The organism is Micromonospora sp. NPDC048839 (assembly GCF_040649915.1).
In the GTDB taxonomy this organism is placed as follows: Bacteria; Actinomycetota; Actinomycetes; order Mycobacteriales; family Micromonosporaceae; genus Micromonospora.
Genome location: NZ_JBEZGL010000009.1, coordinates 82,438 through 102,158, shown reverse-complemented (window position 1 = coordinate 102,158; position 19,721 = coordinate 82,438). Strand labels below are relative to the sequence as shown.

The following is a 19,721-nucleotide window of genomic DNA, read 5'->3' as shown; positions in this document are numbered from 1 at the left end:
GTCACCGCCTTACATATTCGGCCAGGCGGGGCTGGAAGCCCAAAAGGACCAGCCCCGCGATGACGAGCGCGAGCACGGGCAGCAGAACTTCGCCGCGACGGCTGTTGGCCGCGTCGTCGGCAACGTTCGTGAGGGCGTCATTGGCCGCGACTTCGGCGTCGTTCGTGCCGCCGGCGACGGCCCCCGGCGTCGGAGGCGGGGACGGGAACGAGCGGCGCAGCGCCGCTGTGGTGTCGACGCAGGCCACCTTGCCACACTGCTTCTCCACCTGATCGGCGAGGCCGTAAGCGGCACGGGAGCCGACGTCCACGGCCTGGCGCTCCCTGCTGCCGTCAACACGACGCACGCCCGCTTGAGCCTCGTCCAGCTTGTCCGCCGACAGGTTGCTCAGCCCGGTGAGGCCCATCATCCCCACCACCGCGGCCGTGGCCAGCAGCAGGGGGACGTTCGCCGTCCGGCGGAAGCGGCGAGTCAGATATGCCTGTGTCCACACCAACAACACGCCGAGCGTGACCATCGGCAGCAACCAGACGACAGTGGTCCGTTCGTTGGTCCACAGGTTGTCCGCCTGGGCGTCCAGGGCGTCCCGTTGCTTGTCCCGCAGATCCTGCAGCCGGTCCAGAATATCGTTCAACAGGCTCGCCGCCTCCCGGAGCGCGGCCACCCCGAGCGCCCCCAGTTCGGCATCTCGAAAGCGCGCGTCGGCCTGGCCGATCAGCCCGGTGTACGTGACCAGCAGCGCCTCGATCGTCTGGATGTCCCGGGTGCCTTTGTCCCTGGCCGCGTTGTTCTCCGCCACCAGGGTGAGGAACTGACCGGCGGCAGCGATTTGACGTTGGTATTCCACCCCGGGCCCGCCGAGGACGACACCACCCCTGCTGAGATTGTCCACCGCCGCGAGGTGCGCGTTGCGCAGTGCGTCCTGTGCGTCGTAACTGGCGAGGATCGCCGGCACGGAACGCTCCGCGGCGATGTCGGCGTTGCCGGCGACACCGAGGAAGACCGTCAGACCTGTCGCCAGGGTGACGGCGGTGACCCCGAGCAGCCACCCGCGCAGGCGCACCAGGGTCTGCCGGGTGGTGCTGCCCCACGGCGGCCTACGCGCGTCCGCCGTCATGCCGACACTCCCGCCTTCGGTTCGTCAGTGAACGGGGCGCCACAGTTCTCGCAGATTTCCGAGCCCGCCGGCGAACTCTCCAGACAGGTGCCGCAGATCTTCTCCGCGATCGCGGGCCCCCGTGGCGCGGGTGGGTGGGTGGGGTTGCGCACCGAGCCGACGATGCTGACCTTGATGTCGGTCTGGCTCAGATCTCCCTTGAGCCGGACGAGGCCACCGGGCTCGATGTCCACCAGATGCCGCAGTTGCTCCAGGGCGGCCTCGTCCCGTGCCGCGGAAGCCAGCGCCACCGCCTGGGCCCACTGCGCGTGTGCCTCGACCCGGTCACCGCGGTCATACGCGTCACAGCCGGCGTTGATCGCCTGCCGGACGTCCTCCTGCCCGGTCAACTGGGAGACGCTGAGGTCGATTCGGGCCGACTTGGCCATGTCGACGGTCCAGTTCACGAGGACTGTCGCGGCAGCGGCCCGCAGGTCCCCGTCGACCACCAGGTCGACCCGGGCGGCCAACCGGTCCTGCTCCAGGATGTCGTCGGGCGCCCCGACCCGCAGGCAGAGGTGGAAGTCGCGGCGCTCGGCACCCCACGAGCCGGTGGCGAACTCCCACGTCCGCTCGTCGACCCGGTCGGCGTACCCGGTGAGATCCTGGATGGTGGGGCTGCTCTGTTTGAAGAAGACCAACTCCGCGTACAGCATGGTCCGCAACCGGATCCGGACGTCCGGCAGCAGCTTGGTCAGCGCGGCGAGAACGGACTCCTGGAAGCTGGCGGCCAGGTCGCCGGGCCGCCGTACCGCCTCGGCGGTGCCGTGCAGCGCGGCGGCGATCCGGAGCAGGTCCGCGGGGTGCCAACCCTCTCCGATGCCGCGCGGGTCGCAGACGAACCGACCTGCGCAGTCGCGCAGGACGCGCGTCAGCTCCTCCTCGGTCTCGTGCTCGTTGATGCCGTCGGTGAGCAACAGCACGTGGTTGATCGTCGACGCGGAGGCCGGGATCAGGTCCCGGGCGGCCGCGAGCCAACTGCCCATCGCCGTCCCGCCGCTGGCGCCGAGGCGTGCGACCACGGCACGGGCCTCCTTCCGGGTGGCCGGCGAGGCGGTCGCGAGCGTCCCGGTCGACGGGTAGACCACAGTGGCCTCGTGGGTCCCCTGGATCACCGCGAACCGGACACCGTCCGGCAGGACGTTGACGGCCGCGGCGGCGGCCTGCTGCGCGGCGGCCATCTTGGTCGGTGGGTCGGCCATCGATCCCGAACAGTCGATCACCAGCACCTCGACCAGCCGGGACGGATCCGTTCCGACGGGCGGGTCGTCCCCGGCCGCCGCTTCCTGTCCGGCCACCGACAGGACCGCGTGCATCTCCCGACCGCCCACGGGCAGAAATTTGTTCTGGTTGACTTCCAGGTCGAACTTCATCGCAGTATCCACCCGTTCACGCTCCGTTCCGGGTCGGGTCACCATCGGGTGCGGGGTCGGACGGCGTTCGCCCGGTCGACGAGCAGGTCGTGGGCAGCGCGCCGGGCGTCGATGCGACGCGCCCGGCGAAATCGGCCCGAGCGCGCCACCACCGGGTCGGGGAGTTCGGCGTTCTGCGCCTGCTGACCCAGGGACCGGTAGGACCTCTCCAGCAACTCACGGATGGCGCGTTCGGTCGGCGGTGTACCCAGCACCGGGCCGTCGGCCAGGTCGGTGGCGTCTCCGGAACAGGCCAGGTCGAGTGCCATCTCCCGGATCGCCGTGGTCAGCCGGTCCCGCGACTCGCCGTCGATGTTCAGCGCGGCCAGCCGGCGGACGGCCAGGTTGAGTTCAGCGGCGCTGGGTGGGCCGCCGGGCAGCCGGGACGACAGCACCCGCACCGCGGCGACCCGCGCGGCGTCGTGGTGCCGGGAGAGCGCCGGCACCTCGTCGAGGACGGCCACCGCCCCGGCCCGGTCGGCCACCGCCAGCCGAAGCCGCGCCAACCCGAACGCGGCGCTGGCCTGGAAGGGATCGCGCAGCCAGACGGCCGCGTAGTAGCGTGCCGCCCTCGCCTCGTCACCGGCCCGCTCGGCGCAGTAGCCGAGCGCCAGCTTCGGCGCGATCTCTCCCGCGATGTCGCTGTAGACCGCGTCGAACTGCTGCCCCGCCTCGTCGATCCGGTCGGCGGCGAGCGCGAGCAGCCCGCGGTGCCAGGCGATCCGCCAGTCGACGTCGGCTCGCGTGCCGGTCAGTGTCTCGGCGCCGGCCAGCCTCGCGGCTGCCGCGTCGGGGTCGGCCAGCGCGAGGTGCGCCCGGCACCTGCTCAGCTCGATCTCCACCGACGTCTGCTCGACCATCGACAGCTCACCCAGCAGGGCCTGGGCGTCCGACGCGTCGACAGTGCGGAGCACGTCGACGGCCGGGTCGTCCGGGTCGGGTCGGGGCACCGCCAGACCGAGGGCCACGTTGACGGCGGCGGGCAGGCCGTCGCCCAGGAGCGTGCCGTCGCCCGCGCCGATCCAGGTACGCAGGGGCAGGACCAGCCCCAGGCCCGCGTCCAACAGCTGCGCGGACGGTTGAAAGAGTGAGATCGGTTCGGGCTGACGCCGGTCCGGCTGGCCCGCCAGGATCTCCCGCAACACCCCGAGAAGCTGCTCGGACATCTCGGCGGCGGAGGCGAACCGCCGGTCCCAGTCCGGGCGGACCGCGCGGGCGACGAGCCGGTTGAACGACTCGATGCCGAGGGCGTCCGGGGCCGCGCCCGGAGTGTCCGGGCCGGACGTGCGGGACCGGTACAACTCCTCGAGCGTGCGACCGACGGAGAACAGGTCGGAGCGCTCGGTCGGCCCCCGGGTCTGGAATTCGGTCCTGCTGACCGAGAAGTCGACGGAGTGGACGATCCCCTCGGTGCCGCTGCCGGCCTTGCGGACCCCGCCCAGGTCGATCACCTTGATCCGGTCGGCGGTGCGCATCACGTTGTCGGGCTTCATGTCGGTGTAGAGCAGCCCTCGCCGGTGCAGGTAGTCGAGTGCGGCGAGGATCTCGTGACCGTAGGCGAGGATGTGGTCGATCGGCAGCGAGACATCGGGCTGTCGCGGGTCCTTCGCGGCAGCCTGCAACCTACGCAGCGACATGCCGTCGAGGTAGTCCATCACGATGTAGCCGGTGGGGCCGGCGACCGGGTCGTCGTGGGTGGCGAAGTCGATGCTCCGGACGATGTTGGGGTGGTCCAGCGCGTTGAGGAACCATCGCTCCTCGACCGCGGCCTTGAGGGAGGCCTCGTCGGCGGCGTGCAGCACACCCTTGAGCGCGACGTCGACGTGGTCGTTGTGGGTGTCGTGGGCGAGGTAGACCCACCCCTGCCCGCCCCGGGCCACACAGCGGACCACCTGGTAGCGGTCGGCGACGACATCGTTGGCGCGCAGACCGGGGAGGAAGTTGAACGGCGTCGGAATCGGACAGTAGGGGCAGAAGCCTCGGTCCCGACCCGGTCGACCGCCCCGGCTCCGACCGACCGGGTGACCCTTGGGGCAGAAGCGGAACTCGTCAGGCACCCGCAACGGTTGGGTGCTCGTGCCGTCGGGCGAGAAGGTCAGCACCGGAAGGGAGACGAGGCTGGCCACCGTCCAGATGTCGCGGGCGGTCGACCGGGACGGAGTCGCGGCCGGCTCGGCGCTGCCGGTGGTGAGCGGTGCCAGGCCGCAGACGTCACAGAACCCGGTCTCGTCGACGGTGCCGGCGCAGCCTGGCCAGTCGCATGATGTGGTCACGGCCCGTCCCCTCCACTGCGCCCGTCAGCTCGGTGCGAGACCGCCTCGGTGTACTGGCGTACCGCCGCCTCGGCGGCCACCAGATCGCACGGCGCGGACAGCAGCAGCTCGTGCGCGCGGCGGTACGACGTGCCGAGCGCGGGATCCTCGGCCAGCCGGTGCTGCACGGCCTTCGCGCGATAGGCGCCCAGCCGGCCGTGCAGCTCGGACCAGAGATCCTCCCGGGCCGCGATCTCCCGGCGGACCGATTCGGCCGCGCCAAGCGCCCGGTCGGTGGCCCGCTCGGTCGAGGCGAGCAGGGCGGCCAGGGTGTCGCCGTCGGTGGTGGTGGCGGCGGTGGTGGCGGCTCGCAGCTTGGTCAGTTGGATGCGCAGCTCGGTGGCCCTGGGCTGGAGCCGCGGCACGTCGGCGACCAGGGCTGCCGCCCTGCGGTACGCGCGGCGGGCGGCGTCCTCGGTGGCCTGGAGACTGGCGACGCGCCTCGCCAACAACGTGGTGCGCAGCGGGATCGACTCACCGCGGAAGGTCAGCAGCATCCGCAGATCCCGGGCGGGCGCCTGGTCGACGAGCGGAAGCACCACCTCGGACAGCAGCGTCTCGGGCTCGGCGGCCTCGTCGATGTTGTTGATGATGATGGAGCGCGGCGTCGCCTCGGCGGCCCGGTCGTGGCCCGGAGCCGTGCTCGCGGCGTCCGCTTCGCCGGCCCAGTCGGCGATCCGGCGGGACACGTCCTTCGTGCCCCGGTCCGTCGCGTCCACCGCGAGGTCGATGCTGCCGATCGGCGGAGCGTCCGGGAACTCGTCCGGGTCGATCGATGGCCGCAGCTCCCGACTGGAGAGCACGGCGGCCCGCCGCACCGCCGCCGCGACGTCGGACTCGCGGTGGTCGACGACGATGACGAGCACGTTGTCGGACGAGAGGCGACCGAAGAAGTCCGCGAGCTGACGCAGAACCCCCGGGTTCGCCGGCGTGTCCTCCGTGGAACGGAAGCGTGGGTCGACCGAGGATTCGCCGGGCACCTGGGCGCGGAGCCGCGGGAGACGGCCCAGGATCGTCTCGACCGGGATCATCCAGGACAGGCCGCTGCCCGGGTCGGTGGCGCCGGCCACGTCCGGGTTGCGGCCGCCGTCAAGGTACGTGCTGACCACCATCCCGACGACGTGCCCGGTCTGCGCGTCGACCGCCGCCGAGCCGCTGAAACCGGGGCTGACCTGGGGACCGGTGGTCGACGAGAGCATCTGGACGCGTTCCCGTCCCGCCCCGGACCGACCGGTGAGCCGCGCCTCGACGTAGACGCCGTGTTCCAGAGTTTCCGGAAAGCCGTACATGATGACGCGGCGGTCCCAGGTGCCCCGCATGCGGCGCAACGGCGCGAACGGGCCCTGCGGCGCGGGGTCTGCCAGCTCAAGCAGCGCGATGTCGTCCCGTCCGTCGCTTGTGGGCGGCCACCAGCAGCCGGGTACGACCCGGGCCGGGACTGTTTGGCTGTCCGGTTGGCCGACCAGGTCGACCAGGACCGTCCACGCCGGCTCGGTGCCGGGGAGGTCGGTATCGCCGGCCGCGCCGACGACGTGGGCGCAGGTCAGGACGTGGCGGTCATCAAGTGCCATCCCGGCGCCCAGCACCTCACCGTGCTCGGCACGGACACGGACCGGCCAGGGCTCATTGCCGGGACTGACCATCACCTCGCCGAGGGTAATCGAGCCAGACCATCTCCGTTGATCCTCGTCGTTGCTTATGTTCTATTTTATACCGTTTTGCAGGCACCTATTGTCAATCATGTGACGTGGCTCAGCCGCCATCCGGCGGCCCTCCGGACCCGCTCGGCGCGGTGATCGCCCAGCGTTCGTGGTCGCGCCAGGCGCCATCGACGAACAGGTAGTCCGGCGAGAAGCCCTCCAGCCGGAAACCCAGCTTGCGGGCGACCCGGCGTGACGGTTCGTTGCCCGGTTGGATGTTCGCCTCCAGGCGGTGCAGTCCGACCGTGTGGAACGCGTGGTCGATCACCAGCGCCACGCCCGCCGAGGCGTGCCCGGTCCCGCTGTACGGCTGGAACGCCGCGTATCCCAGGTAACCTCCGCGCAGCGCACCCAGCACGATCCCGCTGATGTTCACGTAGCCGGCGATCGCACCGCTGGCCCGGTCACAGATCAGGTAACCGACGCTGTCGCGGCGGCGGATCCGCCTCAGGTAGTCGTCGTACTCCTGCGGGCTGGACGGCGCGACCAACCACGGGTGGTGCAGGTCCCGACTGCGCCGGGCGGCGGCGACGAACTCGTCGGAGTCGGTGGGCCGGGGCCGCCGGATCGCGGCGGGGCCACCGGTACGCAGATATCTCACGGCCGACCACTCGGACCGGTCGATGCCGCTCGTGTCGACGCCTCCCGAGCGTCGAGCAGGGCGGGGAGGTGATCCTTGCTCCAGGCCCGTGCCGCCTCGATCAGGGTCAACAGCGTGCGCCCCAGGTCGGTGAGTTCGTACTCGACGCGCGGCGGATTTCCGGGTACGCGGTGCGCACCACGTTAGCGTGCCGTCCGGAGCCAGAACTCGCCGCCGTCCGGGTCGGCCATCAACACCCGCCCGCCAATATCGCCGCGGTCGGCGTCGACGACTGTCGCGCCGAGCGACAGCAGACGGTCGATCTCCGCCGGCCGGTCGGTGTCGACGCCCGGGGCGACGTCGAATCGGACCCGGTCCCGGCCCCCGTTCGGCATGTACGGCGGACCGCCCCAGGAGATCTTCGTGCCTCCGTGGGGAGACTGGATCGCCGTCTCCTCGTCCTGGTCCCAGACCAGTGGCCACCCCAGCGCGGCGCTCCAGAAGTAGCCGACCTGCGGCGATCCGTCGCAGGCGAGTGCGCCGATCGGCGCGGTGTCGGCGAGGAACTTGTTGCCCGGCCCGATCAGGTCGAACTCGTTGCCCTCGGGGTCGGCGAGGACCACGTGATCGTCGTTCGGGTCCTGGCCGATGTCGATGTGTCGTCCGCCGAGCTCCAGGGCCCTGGCCACCGACCGCTGCTGGTCCTCCAGCGAGCTGCTCGTCAGGTCGAAGTGCATCCGGTTCTGGACGACCTTGGGCTGCTGGTGCTGGGTGAAGCGGATCCGGAAGTCGGGGTCGCCGGCGGGCAGCAGCAGGACGCCGTCACGTGGATCGTCGACGATCTCCCGGCCGAGGAGCCCGGACCAGAACTGCGCGAGTCGCAGCGGCTCGCGTGCGTCGAAGCAGATCGCGAACAGGTGTGCAGTCATCGCCTCGCCCATCTCCCCTGCGACCGGGCGCCGCGCCGGCCGATGGGGCGGAAGCCTAAGGGGTGGGCCGGGTCACCCGCACCCGACTTTCCGTGCCGCGGCTGGGACGCCGAGCGTCCGATCAGCCGAGCGCCCGTTCACCGGACGGGACACGTCGCGGCGGTGAAGGCGTGCGGGGCGATCTCGGCCGACTGTTCCAGTTGGTCGCGCCGGGTGCCGGCTGCCGCGTGCACGGCGTGAGCCCTCGGTGACGACGCGTCCGCGCGCATGATCCACACGGTTTCTTGATCTGGGGGGTAACCAGGACGCCCGGACACCCCGAGATCAATGAACCCGAGTGGATCACGGGCGATCCGGGCGGGCCAGCGCGTCGGCGAGACGGGCGATGCCGTACTCGTATGCCGTGTCGACGTCGCCGCCCAGCTTGAAGGCGCCGGCCAGTTCCATGCTGACGAATCCGTTCGCCCACGCGGTGAGCGTCCGTGCGGCGTCCAGGGCGTGGTCCTCGCCGGCGAGCTTCGCGGTCACCCGCAGCACGGGTTCGACGGCGTGGGTGAGGACGATGCTGGGTCCGGCGAGGTCGGATCGCGGTGCGAAGATCAGCTGGTAGCCCCGCGGTCGGGCGTGCGCGAACGCGCGGAAGGCGCGGGCCAGCTCGGCCAGCTCGCGGCGCGGGTCGGTGCCGGCACCGATCGCGGCGAGCCGTTCGCCGAGGTCGCGGATGGTGGCTTCGGTGATGAGGCGCACCAGGTCGTCGCGGTTTCGCACCCGCTTGTACAGCGACGGTGCGCGCACGCCGACCCGGTCGGCGACGGCCTGCATGGTCAGGCCGGCGATACCCGCTGATTCCAGGATGTCCTGCCCGGCGCGAACGATGGCGTCGACGGAGGTCCGATCGGGTGTCGGCATTCCGCTTTCCTCCGGCTCGGGGGTCAGGTGCGATGGCTATTGACCATAACCATGATGGCTACGTACCATAGCCACATGCTGACGATAGCAATCCCGACACGGGTGCGGCGATGAGGCTCGCCCCGCACCTGCGCCGCATCGGCAACGACATCGTGGCCGTCTACCTCGTCGACACGGACGAGGGTGTGACAGTCATCGACGCGGGCCTGGCCGGGCACTGGCGCGAACTGCGGGCCGAACTGTCGGACCTGGGCCGCTCGGTGGACGACATCCGCGGCGTCGTCCTCACCCACGGCGACACCGACCACCTCGGGTTCGCCGAACGGCTCCGGCGAGACCACGGTGTCCCGATCTACGTGCACGAGGCGGACGCCGCCCGCGCGCGAGGCGAGGTCAAGGCCGACACGTCGTGGGGCACGATGAAGCTCGGCGCGACGGCCGGCTTCTTCTGGTACGCGATGCGCAAGGGCGGACTTCGCACCACTCACCTCACCGAGGTCGTCGCCGTGCACGACGGCCAGGTGCTCGACCTGCCCGGCGCGCCACGCGTCATCGCGGTCCCCGGGCACTCGGCGGGCAGCATCGCCATCCACGTGCCGATCGCCGACGCCGTCTTCGTCGGCGACGCCCTGACCACCCGGCACGTGCTGACCGGCCAGCGGGGTCCGCAACCCGCGCCCTTCACCGACGACCCCCACCAGGCGCTGGCGTCACTGCGCCACCTCGAGGGCGTCCAGGCGACGTGGGTCCTACCGGGGCACGGCACCCCGTGGTCCGGTGGCGTCGCCGAGGCGGTACACGCGATCAGGACCGTCGCCGACGCCTGACCCGGCCAGCCGGCGTTCACCCCGCAAGGTCAACTCGGCTTCACTGATGTCGGGGCATCCGGGACATCCGGAAACCGCGAGTTCAATGAACCCGAGTCGATCATGCTGCGCGGGCGCGAGGGTCGTTCAGAGCGGGCCGGTAACCGTCTGTTCCATCGGCATCGGCACCTGGAGGTACGTGGTGCCGCGCAGGTCCAGCCAGGCCCGGTCCGGTCCACGGACCAGTCGCACCATCACCTCCTCGCAGGAGGGGCAGCGGGCGACCAGACCCGGGGCGTGCGAGTAGACGTGCAGGCTGGCCATCGAGCCGGTCGTCCCGCAGTTCTCACAACGGCCCATCGCGGTGCTCAGGTCCACGGTGAACAGCTCACGCATCGGGCCGTCGAGCATGTTGCCGTCCAGGTACGACATCTCGGTCATCGGATCTCCTCGGCGTTACGGGAGCGGTCGGGCGGTCAGCCGGTGGGGCCGAAGCGTTCGGTCTTGACCCGCCGCGACGGATGACCCAGCCCCACCAGCAGGTCGGCCACGGTCTCCACGAACGCGGTCGGACCGCACACGTAGGTGAGCGGTTCCAGGTCCGGCGGCCAGCCATGCGTGTTGACGTCGGCCAACCCGATCCGGTGCGGCTCGCCGCGCCAGCCCTCGGGCGCCTCGCGGGTGTAGACGTACGCGATGTCCAGGCCGAAGTCGTCGCGGACCCGGCGGCGCAGCTCGTCGGCGTAGATCACGTCGCCCGGGGTGCGCACCGAGTAGATCAGCCGGAACGGCGCCTTGCTGCCGGTCGCCCGCCGCGCCCGGATCATCGCCATCAACGGCACGATGCCGGACCCACCGGCGACCAGCTGCACCGGCGCGGTCTCCTCGGGCCGCCAGATGAACCAGCCACCGAGCGGTCCGCGAACCTCCACCGGGTCGCCGTCGGCAAAGACATCGATGAGGTACGGCGACACCTCACCGTCGTGCACCCGCTGCACGGTCACCTCGATGCGCGGGCCACCCGGGCCGTCCACCACCGGCCCGGCGATCGAGTACGACCGGGCGGCCTGGTAGCCGTCCGGGGCGGTGAGCCGCAGGTCGACGTGCTGCCCCGGCAGGTGCCCCGGCCAGTCCGGCACCTCCAGCACCAGGGTCTGCGCGCTCGGTGTCTCCACCCGGCGCTCCACCAGCCGGCCGACCTGCCACCGGTTGGGCGTACGGCGCTGGGTACTCGTCGCCACGGCGCGCTCAGTCACCCTGGTACCGCTGTTCGCGCCACGGGTCGCCGTAGTCGTGATAGCCGGCGGTCTCCCAGAACCCCGGCTCGTCCATCGTCTTGAGCCGGAGGCCGCGCACCCACTTGGCGGACTTCCAGAAGTACAGGTGCGGCACCAGCAGCCGGGCCGGCCCGCCGTGCTCGGCGGGCAGCGGCGCGCCGTCGAAGGTGTGCACCACCCAGGCCTGACCGCCGCGCAGGTCGTCCAGCGGCAGGTTCGTGGTGTACCCGCCGTAGGAGTGCGCCAGCGCGAAGTGCGCGCCGGTGTCGACGTCGGCGAGCAGCGTGTCCAGGGAGACGCCCTGCCACGTGGTGCCGAGTTTGGACCACCGGGTGACGCAGTGGATGTCCACCTGTGGCGTCTCCTGCGGCAGGGCCATCAACTCCTGCCACGACCACCGGTGTTCGCTGCCGTTCTCGGCGGAGATGACGAACTCCCAGGTGTCCAGGGACACCCGGGGCGTCGGGCCGGCCGAGAGCACCGGGAAGTCCTCGGTCAGGTACTGGCCGGGTGGCAGGGCCGGCTCCTGCGTTCGGGGTCGACCCTGAAAGCCCGGTGACACGATTCCCATTGCACAGTCGTACCACCCGCGCCGGCCCGGCCGGGAGCTTTCCCGCGTACCTCCTGGTCGTGCCGGCGCGGTGCGGTCAGTGCCGCTCCGCGACGACCTCGCGCTCCTCGGGCACGTCGCCGCCCCGGGTGGCGCGCAGGCTGGTCAGGGTGACCACCGCCAGCACGCCGATGATCACGCCGAGCGAGATCTCGGTGGGGATCTCCCACACGCTGTCCCAGATGCCGTGCGCCCAGTGCAGACCGAGCTTGAGGCCGATGAACGCCAGGATGATGGCCAGGCCGTAGCTGAGGTGCACCAGCCGGCTCAGCGCCGCGTGCAGGACGAAGTAGAGCGCCCGCAGGCCGAGCAGGGCGAACGCGTTGGTGGCGAAGACCAGGTACGGGTCCTCGGTGATGCCGTAGACCGCCGGCACCGAGTCGACCGCGAAGACGATGTCGGTGGCCAGCACCGCCACCACCACCAGGGCGAACGGGGTGAGCGCCCGCTTCGCGCCCTGCCGGACGGTCATCTTCGTGCCGTGGTACTCGTCGACCACCGGCATGACCTTGCGCAGCAGCTTCACCGAGCGCATCTTGTTGATGTCGACTTCCTGCTGATGCCCGGACATCGCGTCGCGCAACAGCTTCACCGCCGTGGCGATGAGGATGATCGCGAAGAGCAGAAAGGCGAAGTCGAGGGTCTGCAACGCCGCCGCGCCGAGAGCGATGAAGATGGCCCGCAGCACCAGTGCGCCGGCGATGCCGTAGAGCAGCACCCGCTGGGCGAGCACCGCCGGCACCGCGAACGCGGCCAGCAGCAGCATGAAGACGAAGAGGTTGTCGACCGAGAGCGACTTTTCCACCAGGTAACCGGTCAGGTACTGCACACCCTGGTCGGAGCCGTACCGGGACCAGATCCAACCGCCGAACGCGAGCGGCAGCGCGACGTAGAACGCCGACCAGCCGATCGCCTCCCGCATGGACACCTCGTGCGGGCGGCGCGTGACCAGGAAATCGAGTACCAGCAGCAGGATGACGCCGATGATGGTCACCGCCCACAGCATGGGCGTGCCCACCGACGACAGGTCGCTGGCGGCGGACAAATAAGACACTTCGGTCATGGCTCTCCTCGAACACCGTCATGTTCGAGGTCTCCTTCACCCATCACCTGATGGGCAACCACCCGAGGCACGCCGGGCGTGCCGTACTGACCGGAATGGTTCGTGGGAAGTACTCCCCTCGCACGACAAGGTTAGGCCCTGCGGAATCTCCGCGCCAAGCGGGACATCAATGGTTGCCCTGGTAAACAGCTGTGTGTGCCGTGGTCAGGCGCGGCGCAGCGTCGCCCCCGGAGCCATCGCCTGCTCCACCAGGCCCCGATAGTCGCGCGGCAACTGAGTGACGACGTCATCGAACTCGCCACCGGTGATCGCCTCCCGCAGGGTGGTGAAGACCGCCCGCGCGGCGTCCCGGGCGGCCGGCTCCTGCACTCCCGCGCGCAACGCCACCCGGGCGACGAACTCGGCCGCCCCGAACCGGTCCGCCTGCTCGGTACTCGGGCTCGGCTTGAGCACCAGTTGCAACGGCTGCGGCAGCTGGGCGGCCAGGTCCAGGACCTCACCGCCGGTCAGCCGCTCGGCGAACGTCTCCAGGACGGCGCGGGTCAGCTCGACCGCCCGCTGCGAGGACGTCGCGGTGCGGTGGGAAACCTGGTCGATGAAGGTGTCGTAGTTCATCGCGTACTCCCTTGGGCTCGCGTCGGCGTTTGCGGGTACCCGCGGCGGCGGGGCGGAAACGGTGCCGGGATTCCTGCGCCGGTCGGGCGTGACCGGCCGGCGGGTGGGTAACCGCCGCCGGTCGTGACCACATCGATGCCCCGAGGGAGCCCACGCCATGGCGAGCTACGCCGACGTCCTGCAGTACCTGTCGAGCCTGGACTACCCGGCCGAGAAGGACGACGTGGTCCGCGAGGCCGAACGGGAGGGCGCGCCGCCGGACGTGCTGAAGGCGTTGCGGGCCCTGCCGCCGGTGGACTACGCCAACGGCACCGAGGTGGCCCGCTCGGCCGGCATCGAGGCAGCACCCGAGGTGGGTCCCGCGCAGCGCGCCGAACAGGCCCGGGACAAGACACACAACCGGGTCTCGCAGCATCTGCGCGGCATCTGACCCGGCGGTGGCGACCGCGGCTCCGACACCGGGGCGTCGCCGATGACCCACACCGGACCCGCATCCCGACCGCGGTCCCGCCCGCCGGACGCGCGCTTTCCGGCCGCGCTGCAACTCGCCGTGGTGGCCGTGGTCGGTGTCATCGCCGGCTGCCTCTTCGCGCTGCTGCTACCCCTACCGCTCGCCGCGCTCGCGGGCTGGGACGTGGGCGCGCTGAGCTGGCTCGCCCTGGTCTGGCACAAGCTCTGGCCGATGGACGCCGAGCGGACCGCCCGGCTGGCCGTACACGAGGACCCGAACCGGGCGATCCGCGACGCGCTGCTGCTCGTCGCCTGCCTGGCCAGCCTGCTGGCCGTGGGACTGGTGGTGGCCAGCGCCCAGAGCGCGCCACCAGGGCTCGGCCGGGAGGCGCACGGCGCCCTCGGCGTCCTCAGCGTGCTGCTGTCCTGGTTCGTGGTGCACACCGTGTTCGCCGCCCGGTACGCCCGGATCTACTACACCGGCCCGGACGGTGGGGTGAACTTCAACCAGTCCGAGCCGCCGCGCTACTCCGACTTCGCGTACGTCGCGTTCACCATCGGGACGACGTTCCAGATCTCCGACACCAACCTCACCAGCAACGAGATGCGTCGCACGGTGCTGCGGCACTCGATGGTGTCGTACCTGTTCGGTGCCTTCATCATCGCCGTGACCGTGAATCTGCTGGCCGGCCTGGCCAACTGAGCGGGTGCGACGGAGGGGCTCGCGCTGGCCCCGGAGGTGGCACGGAGCGGCGCTCAACGAGGGCCGGGACAGGCGGGCGCCCCTGGTCACGAACCGCGACCCAGGGCGCCACGCAAGCCTGCCCAGGCGGTGAACCGCGTCCGAACCGGTCGCGGGTCACCAAGCGGTGGATGCCCGCCCGAACCGAGCGGTCAGCACTGCCGGGACCAACCATACGACAGAACATCCTCCGTTTGGTCAGATTTTGGCGAAGTGTGGTCCAGGGCACGTCACGGCCGACCAGCAACCTCCGCGTACCGGTGCTCCAGGTCGACCCGGGCCAGCGCCCCCACCAGCCAGGCCAGCTGCTCCGACTCGCCGCTGGCAAGGCCGGCCAGGTCGTCCGCCGACCTGCCCAGGCCGGGCGGGCCGCCGACAAGGCCCGGCGGTCGGCGACCGGCGCCACCTCCCGCCACAGCGCCTGCGCCTCACGGAGAAACAACTCGACGACCTGACCATCCACGCCCGGAAGCTCGGTGAGGAGTGATCAGGGTGGTCGGCATGCCGGCGACTACCCGAGCGACCCTCGGTCACACCCGGCCCGCGTCGGGCCGCGTCAGCTGTGCAGGCCGCCGGTGCGGTCGCGCGCCTTGAGGCGGGTCGTGGGCAGGGCGGGGGCCGGCAGCGGAGGCGCCGAATCGTCGGCGACCACGCCGAACCGTCCGTCCCCGGCCATCCAGTCCGCCCGGGCTGCCGCGATCTCCTCGTGCGAGCGGCCGACGAAGTTCCACCACATGACCAGCGGCTCCTCGAACGGCGCACCGCCCAACAACAGCAAGCGGGCCCCGGCCCCGCCGCGCACGGTCAGCTCGCGGCGACCGGAGCCCAGGTACAGCAACTCCCCCGGCTCGAAGCCCACCTCGGCGGCCTCGGCGGCGCCGGACATCGCCAGCAGGGCGTACTCGAAGTCGGGCCGCAGCGTCAACGTCGTCGGCGCCTCACCACTCAACTCCAGCTGCACGCCGACCAGCGGGGTGTGCACCACCGCCGGTGACCGCTGCCCGGCGAACTCGCCAACCAGCAGGGTGAGATCCAGATCGCCGTCGCGCCACCGCGGCAGGTCGGCGTGGTGCGCGAAGTCGGCCGCGCCGGCCCGCGCCGGGTCCGGCAGCGCCACCCAGAGCTGCACGCCGTGCATCACCGGCGGGTGGACAGCCGGCGACCGCTCGGAGTGGGCGATGCCGTTACCCGAGGTCATCACATTCAGTTGACCGGGCCGGATCGGCTGGACGTTGCCGAGGCTGTCGCGGTGCAGGATCTCACCGTCGAGGAGCCACGTCACCGTCTGCAGACCGGTGTGCGGGTGCGGCGGCACCTCCATGCCGGGCCGCTGCGCCACATCGTCCGGGCCGAAATGGTCCACGAAACACCAGGCGCCGACCATCCGACGGACCCGCTGCGGCAACAGCCGCCGCACGGTGGTGTACCGGCCCAACGGCACGTCGTGGCCGGGCAACAGCACACTGCCGGGATCCACGTCGGCCACGCCAGGTGGCCGGGTCTGCGCCAGCATCGACTCGGTACGCTCCACCGCCCGACTGTACGCTCACGCCCTCGGGCCGTCGCGGCGCTTCCTGGTCAAGGGCTCACCGAGAGCCGGGCGACAGTTCCCGCCCCGCCCCAGGTCAAGGTCGCGCCGGCAGGTACGCATCCGCAGGACGACCGAATCACTCGGTGCCAATCAGGCATGCCCACCGCTGCCGGCGTTGCCAATTTCGCACTCCCACCGCCGCCGGGCGGAGATCTTGGACAGTTTCCGTCTCGCGCGAACGGAAACTGTCCAAGATCTGCGGGCAACCGCCGATCCGGCCGGGGCAAATCGGCTCCCGGCGTGCCGCGCACCCGATCCGCCGCCGCCGACCCAGGCGGCGGAGACGCCGCTGGCCGGCACCCGGGTTGCGGGTGCCGGCCAGCGGTCGGTGCGTGCGGGTGGTGCGGTTGTGCGGTGGTGCTGGTGTCAGCTGTTCCAGTACTGGCCGACCAGGTCGGTGGCCTGCTGCTCCCACTGGGCGTAGGCGTCCGGGTAGGCGGAGACCTGGACGGTCTGCGCGGCTTCGGTCAGCGGCATGTCCTGCCACCCGTCGACCTGCTTGAGGCCCTTGAGGAACGCGGTGGTCGAGTAGGCCGGGTCGGTGATCTGCTCCGGCGTGCCCCAACCGCTGGACGGGCGCTGCTGGAACAGGCCCAGCGAGTCGTGGTCGTTGGCGTCGCCGAGGTGGCCCAGGTTGTCCAGCTTCGACTCCTGCAGACTCGTCGCGATCGAGATCACCGCGGCCCGCTCCGGCAGGCCAGCCTTCTTCGTCGCGGCGATGATCGCCTTGACGTTGGCCGTCTTCTCACCGGTGAGGTCGATGTGCGACTGCTCGCCCTGCGGCTTCGGCGCCGCGGTCTGCACGGCGGCCGCGACCGGCTTCGCATCGACCGGGTTGGCGTGGGCGGCGATCGGACCGGCGAACACACCACCGGCGAACGCCAGACCAGCAACAGACAACACACTCTTACGCATGATCGTGTTCATGGGGGTAGCTCCTTCGGGGGTAGAACACCCAACCGCCAACAGGGGGAACGGCAGCAGGGTGTGAGCACCTCGTCCGGCGCTGCACAAACAAGGGGAAAAGTTTGGGGGGTGACGCCCGGTCGGGCGTCGGGGTCGGCGACCTGCCGAGCGAGGGCTCGTGGCGCCGGATCCAGGTGTAACGACCGAGGGCCCAGGGTCATTCCGGGGGCGGCCCATCCACCTCGGCACCCACCTGAAGGCAGTGGCCGGGCGGTCGTTCGCGGGGACTGCAACGACCGGACCGGGTCCCGCATTCCCACCCCGTGGCCGGGGCCGGCGGGCCGGTGGTCCTGCGATCGTCAGGGTATGTAACGACCCCGCCCCGGCCACGATTCCGGCCCACGGAGGGATCCGGTCACAGCCACAACCACCCTGACCGGATAAAACACCCAAATCATCGCGCGTCCACGACCTTGAGCCACCAAACGAGCACGATCCACTCGACTTCAAGAAAATCGGGCTATCCCGGACCCTCAGTCACCCCGATATCAAGAAAACCGAGTCGATCATGCCCGCCTTGGGCAGGCACGGACTCCGACACGCCCCGCGCGGGTGCGCACACCTGCGACCACGCCGCGCGCGGGCGCGCACGACCTCCGACCACGCCGCGCGGGCGCGCACGACCTGCGACCACGCCCCGCGCGGCGTACGGGGCCTCGGCCGGGGCGGCTTCACCCGGCGAGGCGGGAGCGCACCTTCGCGGCGCAGGCGTCCAGGACGGTCTGCGCGTCCAACCCCAGGCTCTCGATGGCCACCAACGCCGTGAAGGCGACGTCCGCCAACTCCGCCGCGACGTCCTCGCGGGTGTGGGTGACACCCTTGCGAGGATTCTGCCCGAGCAGACCGATCCAGGCGGCGGACGCCTCCCCCGCCTCCTCGGTCAGCTTGAGGATGCGGCAGGTCAGTTCGGTCTGCCCGGTGCCGTTCGCCGTGTCCAGCCACGTGCGCGACGCTCGGGCCGCCTCCCAGATCAACTCGTCCACGCCGACAAGTCAACCCGACCGGCCCACCCTTACCGACAACCGGGTACGTCCGGCCGACCATCCACCACCACGCGGCGCATACCGCTTGACCAGCCGATCAGCACAGCCATTGACACGTGTCGACGGCGGTCCTAGGTTCAGGACGCTACCGGCCGGTAGGCAACCGTCCCGCCTGGTCGCCCCCAGAGGCGACATCCGTCCGATGGGGAGCATCGATGCTGTCCGCACCCGTTCGTACCCTCCGCCGGCTGCTCGCCGCCACCGTGACGCTGACCCTGGCGGTCGGGTTGGCCGGTGCCACGCCGGCCAGCGCCACCGGTCGGGACCCGGGTGGCGGCCAACCGCTGCCCGGCTACACCATCGACAACCCGCCGTTGGCTCCGCTGGTCGTGGGCGGCAGCCCGACGACGGTACGCCAGGGCGTGCACCGCCACGCCGGCTACATCATCGAGGTCCCCGCCCGGTGGAACGGCAACCTGGTGCTGTGGGCGCACGGTTACCGAGGCCAGGGCACGGTGCTCTCGCCCGAGCCGCCCGCCTTCGGGTTGCGCGAACGTCTCCTGGAGCAGGGGTACGCCTGGGCGTCGTCGTCGTACGACCGCAACGGCTTCGACATCCGCTCCGGCGTGCTGGGCACCAGGGATCTCGCCGACCACTTCGGACGGACGGTTCGCCGACCGCACCACACCTACCTGGCGGGGGTGTCGATGGGCGGCTACGTCATCGGTCGCTCGCTGGAGCAGTACCCGGGCTACTACGACGGAGCGCTGCCGATGTGCGGGGTGCTCGGCGATCAGACGCTGCTCGACTTCTACCTGGACTACAACCTGGTGGCGCAGGCGCTCGCCGAGGTGCCGGCCCATCCCGCCCCGGCCGACTACCTGACCAACGCGGTGCCCCGCATCCAGGCGGCGCTCGGCCTGACGGGGTTGACTCCGACCGGGCCGGACACCACCACCGAGCGGGGCAGGCAACTGCGGGCGATCACGGTCAACCGTTCGGGCGGGCCTCGTCCGGGAGCTGACGCCGCGTTCGCGGTCTGGAAGGACTTCCTCTTCTCGATCAGCGTGCCCACCAGCAGCGGCAACTCCCCCGCCCAGCGACCCGGTCAGCTGTCCACGAACCTGCTCACTCGGTACACCCCGAACAGCCCGGTGAACGTCAACGCCACCGTGCGGCGGGTCCCCCCGGAGAACGTCGTGCAGCGGCTCCTGCCGACGCTGACCGAGGTGCCGCGGATCGCCGGTCGGCCCACCGCGCCGGTGCTCAGCCTGCACGGCCTCGGTGACCTGTTCGTCCCGTTCAGCATGGAGCAGGCGTACGCCAGCGACGTGGCGCGCAACGGTCGCGGCAGGCTGGTGGTGCAGCGGGCCATCCGGGCCACGCAGCACTGCGAGTTCACCCCGGCCGAGGCCGGCGCCGCCTGGGACGACCTGGTGTCGTGGGTACGCACCGGCAGGCGCCCGGCCGGCGACACCGTGACGGATCCGGCCGTGGTGGCGCGGCCCGACTACGGCTGCCGGTTCAGCGACCGGGACGCGTACGCCGCCGGGGTTGGCACCCGCCGCCTCTACCCGGCCTGTTGAACAGAACCGGCCGGCTCCCATCGAAGGGAGCCGG

21 protein-coding genes and 1 pseudogene are annotated in these 19,721 nt (G+C 71.1%); 4 read left to right on the top strand and 18 right to left on the bottom strand.

Annotated elements, in window-relative coordinates; all coding sequences use genetic code 11:
* Position 1: 1 nt before the first annotated feature.
* The 9 genes from AB0C25_RS18765 to AB0C25_RS18725 all read right to left on the bottom strand — a co-directional run bounded on the left by AB0C25_RS18765 (position 2) and on the right by AB0C25_RS18725 (position 8,998).
* A complete protein-coding gene (locus AB0C25_RS18765; protein WP_357374691.1) occupies positions 2-1,117 on the bottom strand; it encodes a hypothetical protein in 1,116 nt (371 codons plus the stop codon).
* Positions 1,114-2,541, bottom strand: a complete 1,428-nt coding sequence (locus tag AB0C25_RS18760) for a vWA domain-containing protein (RefSeq protein WP_357374689.1) — start codon at positions 2,539-2,541, stop codon at positions 1,114-1,116. The genes AB0C25_RS18765 and AB0C25_RS18760 overlap by 4 nt, the downstream gene beginning before the upstream one ends.
* Before the next feature lie 26 nt (positions 2,542-2,567).
* Entirely contained in the window at positions 2,568-4,841 is a 2,274-nt protein-coding gene (locus AB0C25_RS18755) for a tetratricopeptide repeat protein (protein ID WP_357374687.1), read from the bottom strand.
* Positions 4,838-6,523 carry a serine protease gene (locus AB0C25_RS18750; protein ID WP_357375032.1) on the bottom strand — a complete coding sequence of 562 codons (1,686 nt, stop codon included), beginning with the start codon at positions 6,521-6,523 and terminating at the stop codon, positions 4,838-4,840. Before AB0C25_RS18750 ends, AB0C25_RS18755 begins: the two co-directional genes overlap by 4 nt.
* A gap of 109 nt (positions 6,524-6,632) precedes the next feature.
* Complete coding sequence (locus AB0C25_RS18745) at positions 6,633-7,181, bottom strand: GNAT family protein (protein WP_357374685.1); 549 nt, start codon at positions 7,179-7,181, stop codon at positions 6,633-6,635.
* Entirely contained in the window at positions 7,178-7,306 is a 129-nt protein-coding gene (locus AB0C25_RS18740) for a hypothetical protein (RefSeq protein WP_357375030.1), read from the bottom strand. Before AB0C25_RS18740 ends, AB0C25_RS18745 begins: the two co-directional genes overlap by 4 nt.
* 57 nt (positions 7,307-7,363) lie before the next feature.
* Entirely contained in the window at positions 7,364-8,089 is a 726-nt protein-coding gene (locus tag AB0C25_RS18735; protein ID WP_357374682.1) for a VOC family protein, read from the bottom strand.
* A gap of 137 nt (positions 8,090-8,226) precedes the next feature.
* A complete protein-coding gene (locus AB0C25_RS18730; RefSeq protein WP_357374680.1) occupies positions 8,227-8,358 on the bottom strand; it encodes a hypothetical protein in 132 nt (43 codons plus the stop codon).
* Positions 8,359-8,431: 73 nt separating this feature from the next.
* On the bottom strand, positions 8,432-8,998 hold the full coding sequence (locus tag AB0C25_RS18725) for a WHG domain-containing protein (protein WP_357374678.1): 567 nt from the start codon (positions 8,996-8,998) through the stop codon (positions 8,432-8,434).
* 110 nt (positions 8,999-9,108) lie between these two features.
* Between AB0C25_RS18725 and AB0C25_RS18720 the strand changes: the two genes are divergently transcribed.
* Positions 9,109-9,825: an MBL fold metallo-hydrolase gene (locus AB0C25_RS18720; RefSeq protein ID WP_357374676.1), complete on the top strand. Its 717-nt coding sequence runs from the start codon at positions 9,109-9,111 to the stop codon at positions 9,823-9,825.
* Positions 9,826-9,951: 126 nt separating this feature from the next.
* Here the strand turns inward: AB0C25_RS18720 and AB0C25_RS18715 are convergent, their stop codons facing one another.
* From AB0C25_RS18715 to AB0C25_RS18695, 5 genes are all read right to left on the bottom strand, one after another.
* Positions 9,952-10,245, bottom strand: a complete 294-nt coding sequence (locus tag AB0C25_RS18715) for a DUF6510 family protein (RefSeq protein WP_357374673.1) — start codon at positions 10,243-10,245, stop codon at positions 9,952-9,954.
* Positions 10,246-10,280: 35 nt separating this feature from the next.
* Positions 10,281-11,045, bottom strand: a complete 765-nt coding sequence (locus AB0C25_RS18710) for a ferredoxin reductase (RefSeq protein WP_357375028.1) — start codon at positions 11,043-11,045, stop codon at positions 10,281-10,283.
* A 7-nt stretch (positions 11,046-11,052) separates the two neighbouring features.
* Entirely contained in the window at positions 11,053-11,652 is a 600-nt protein-coding gene (locus tag AB0C25_RS18705) for a sulfite oxidase-like oxidoreductase (RefSeq protein WP_357374671.1), read from the bottom strand.
* 76 nt (positions 11,653-11,728) lie between these two features.
* Positions 11,729-12,754, bottom strand: coding sequence for a TerC family protein (locus AB0C25_RS18700; protein WP_357374669.1), 1,026 nt, complete (start codon positions 12,752-12,754; stop codon positions 11,729-11,731).
* A gap of 204 nt (positions 12,755-12,958) precedes the next feature.
* The gene (locus tag AB0C25_RS18695; protein ID WP_357374667.1) at positions 12,959-13,369 is read right to left on the bottom strand and encodes a DUF2267 domain-containing protein; all 411 of its coding nucleotides are present in this window, start codon (positions 13,367-13,369) and stop codon (positions 12,959-12,961) included.
* A 157-nt stretch (positions 13,370-13,526) separates the two neighbouring features.
* Here AB0C25_RS18695 and AB0C25_RS18690 point away from each other — a divergent pair, with 157 nt between their 5' ends.
* Positions 13,527-13,799: a DUF2795 domain-containing protein gene (locus AB0C25_RS18690; RefSeq protein WP_328654669.1), complete on the top strand. Its 273-nt coding sequence runs from the start codon at positions 13,527-13,529 to the stop codon at positions 13,797-13,799.
* Between the two features lie 42 nt (positions 13,800-13,841).
* Complete coding sequence (locus AB0C25_RS18685) at positions 13,842-14,522, top strand: DUF1345 domain-containing protein (RefSeq protein WP_357374665.1); 681 nt, start codon at positions 13,842-13,844, stop codon at positions 14,520-14,522.
* 269 nt (positions 14,523-14,791) lie between these two features.
* Here AB0C25_RS18685 and AB0C25_RS18680 read toward each other — a convergent pair.
* The 4 genes and pseudogenes from AB0C25_RS18680 to AB0C25_RS18665 all read right to left on the bottom strand — a co-directional run.
* Positions 14,792-15,048, bottom strand: a pseudogene (locus AB0C25_RS18680) (hypothetical protein); the annotation flags it as partial.
* 69 nt (positions 15,049-15,117) lie between these two features.
* Positions 15,118-16,092: a pirin family protein gene (locus tag AB0C25_RS18675; protein ID WP_357239198.1), complete on the bottom strand. Its 975-nt coding sequence runs from the start codon at positions 16,090-16,092 to the stop codon at positions 15,118-15,120.
* Positions 16,093-16,518: 426 nt separating this feature from the next.
* Entirely contained in the window at positions 16,519-17,079 is a 561-nt protein-coding gene (locus tag AB0C25_RS18670) for a hypothetical protein (RefSeq protein ID WP_357374663.1), read from the bottom strand.
* 710 nt (positions 17,080-17,789) lie between these two features.
* Positions 17,790-18,101 (bottom strand): MazG-like family protein, encoded by a 312-nt coding sequence (locus tag AB0C25_RS18665; RefSeq protein ID WP_357239204.1) that lies wholly within the window; start codon positions 18,099-18,101, stop codon positions 17,790-17,792.
* Between the two features lie 215 nt (positions 18,102-18,316).
* Here AB0C25_RS18665 and AB0C25_RS18660 point away from each other — a divergent pair, with 215 nt between their 5' ends.
* Positions 18,317-19,687 (top strand): hypothetical protein, encoded by a 1,371-nt coding sequence (locus AB0C25_RS18660; RefSeq protein ID WP_357374661.1) that lies wholly within the window; start codon positions 18,317-18,319, stop codon positions 19,685-19,687.
* Positions 19,688-19,721 lie beyond the last annotated feature (34 nt).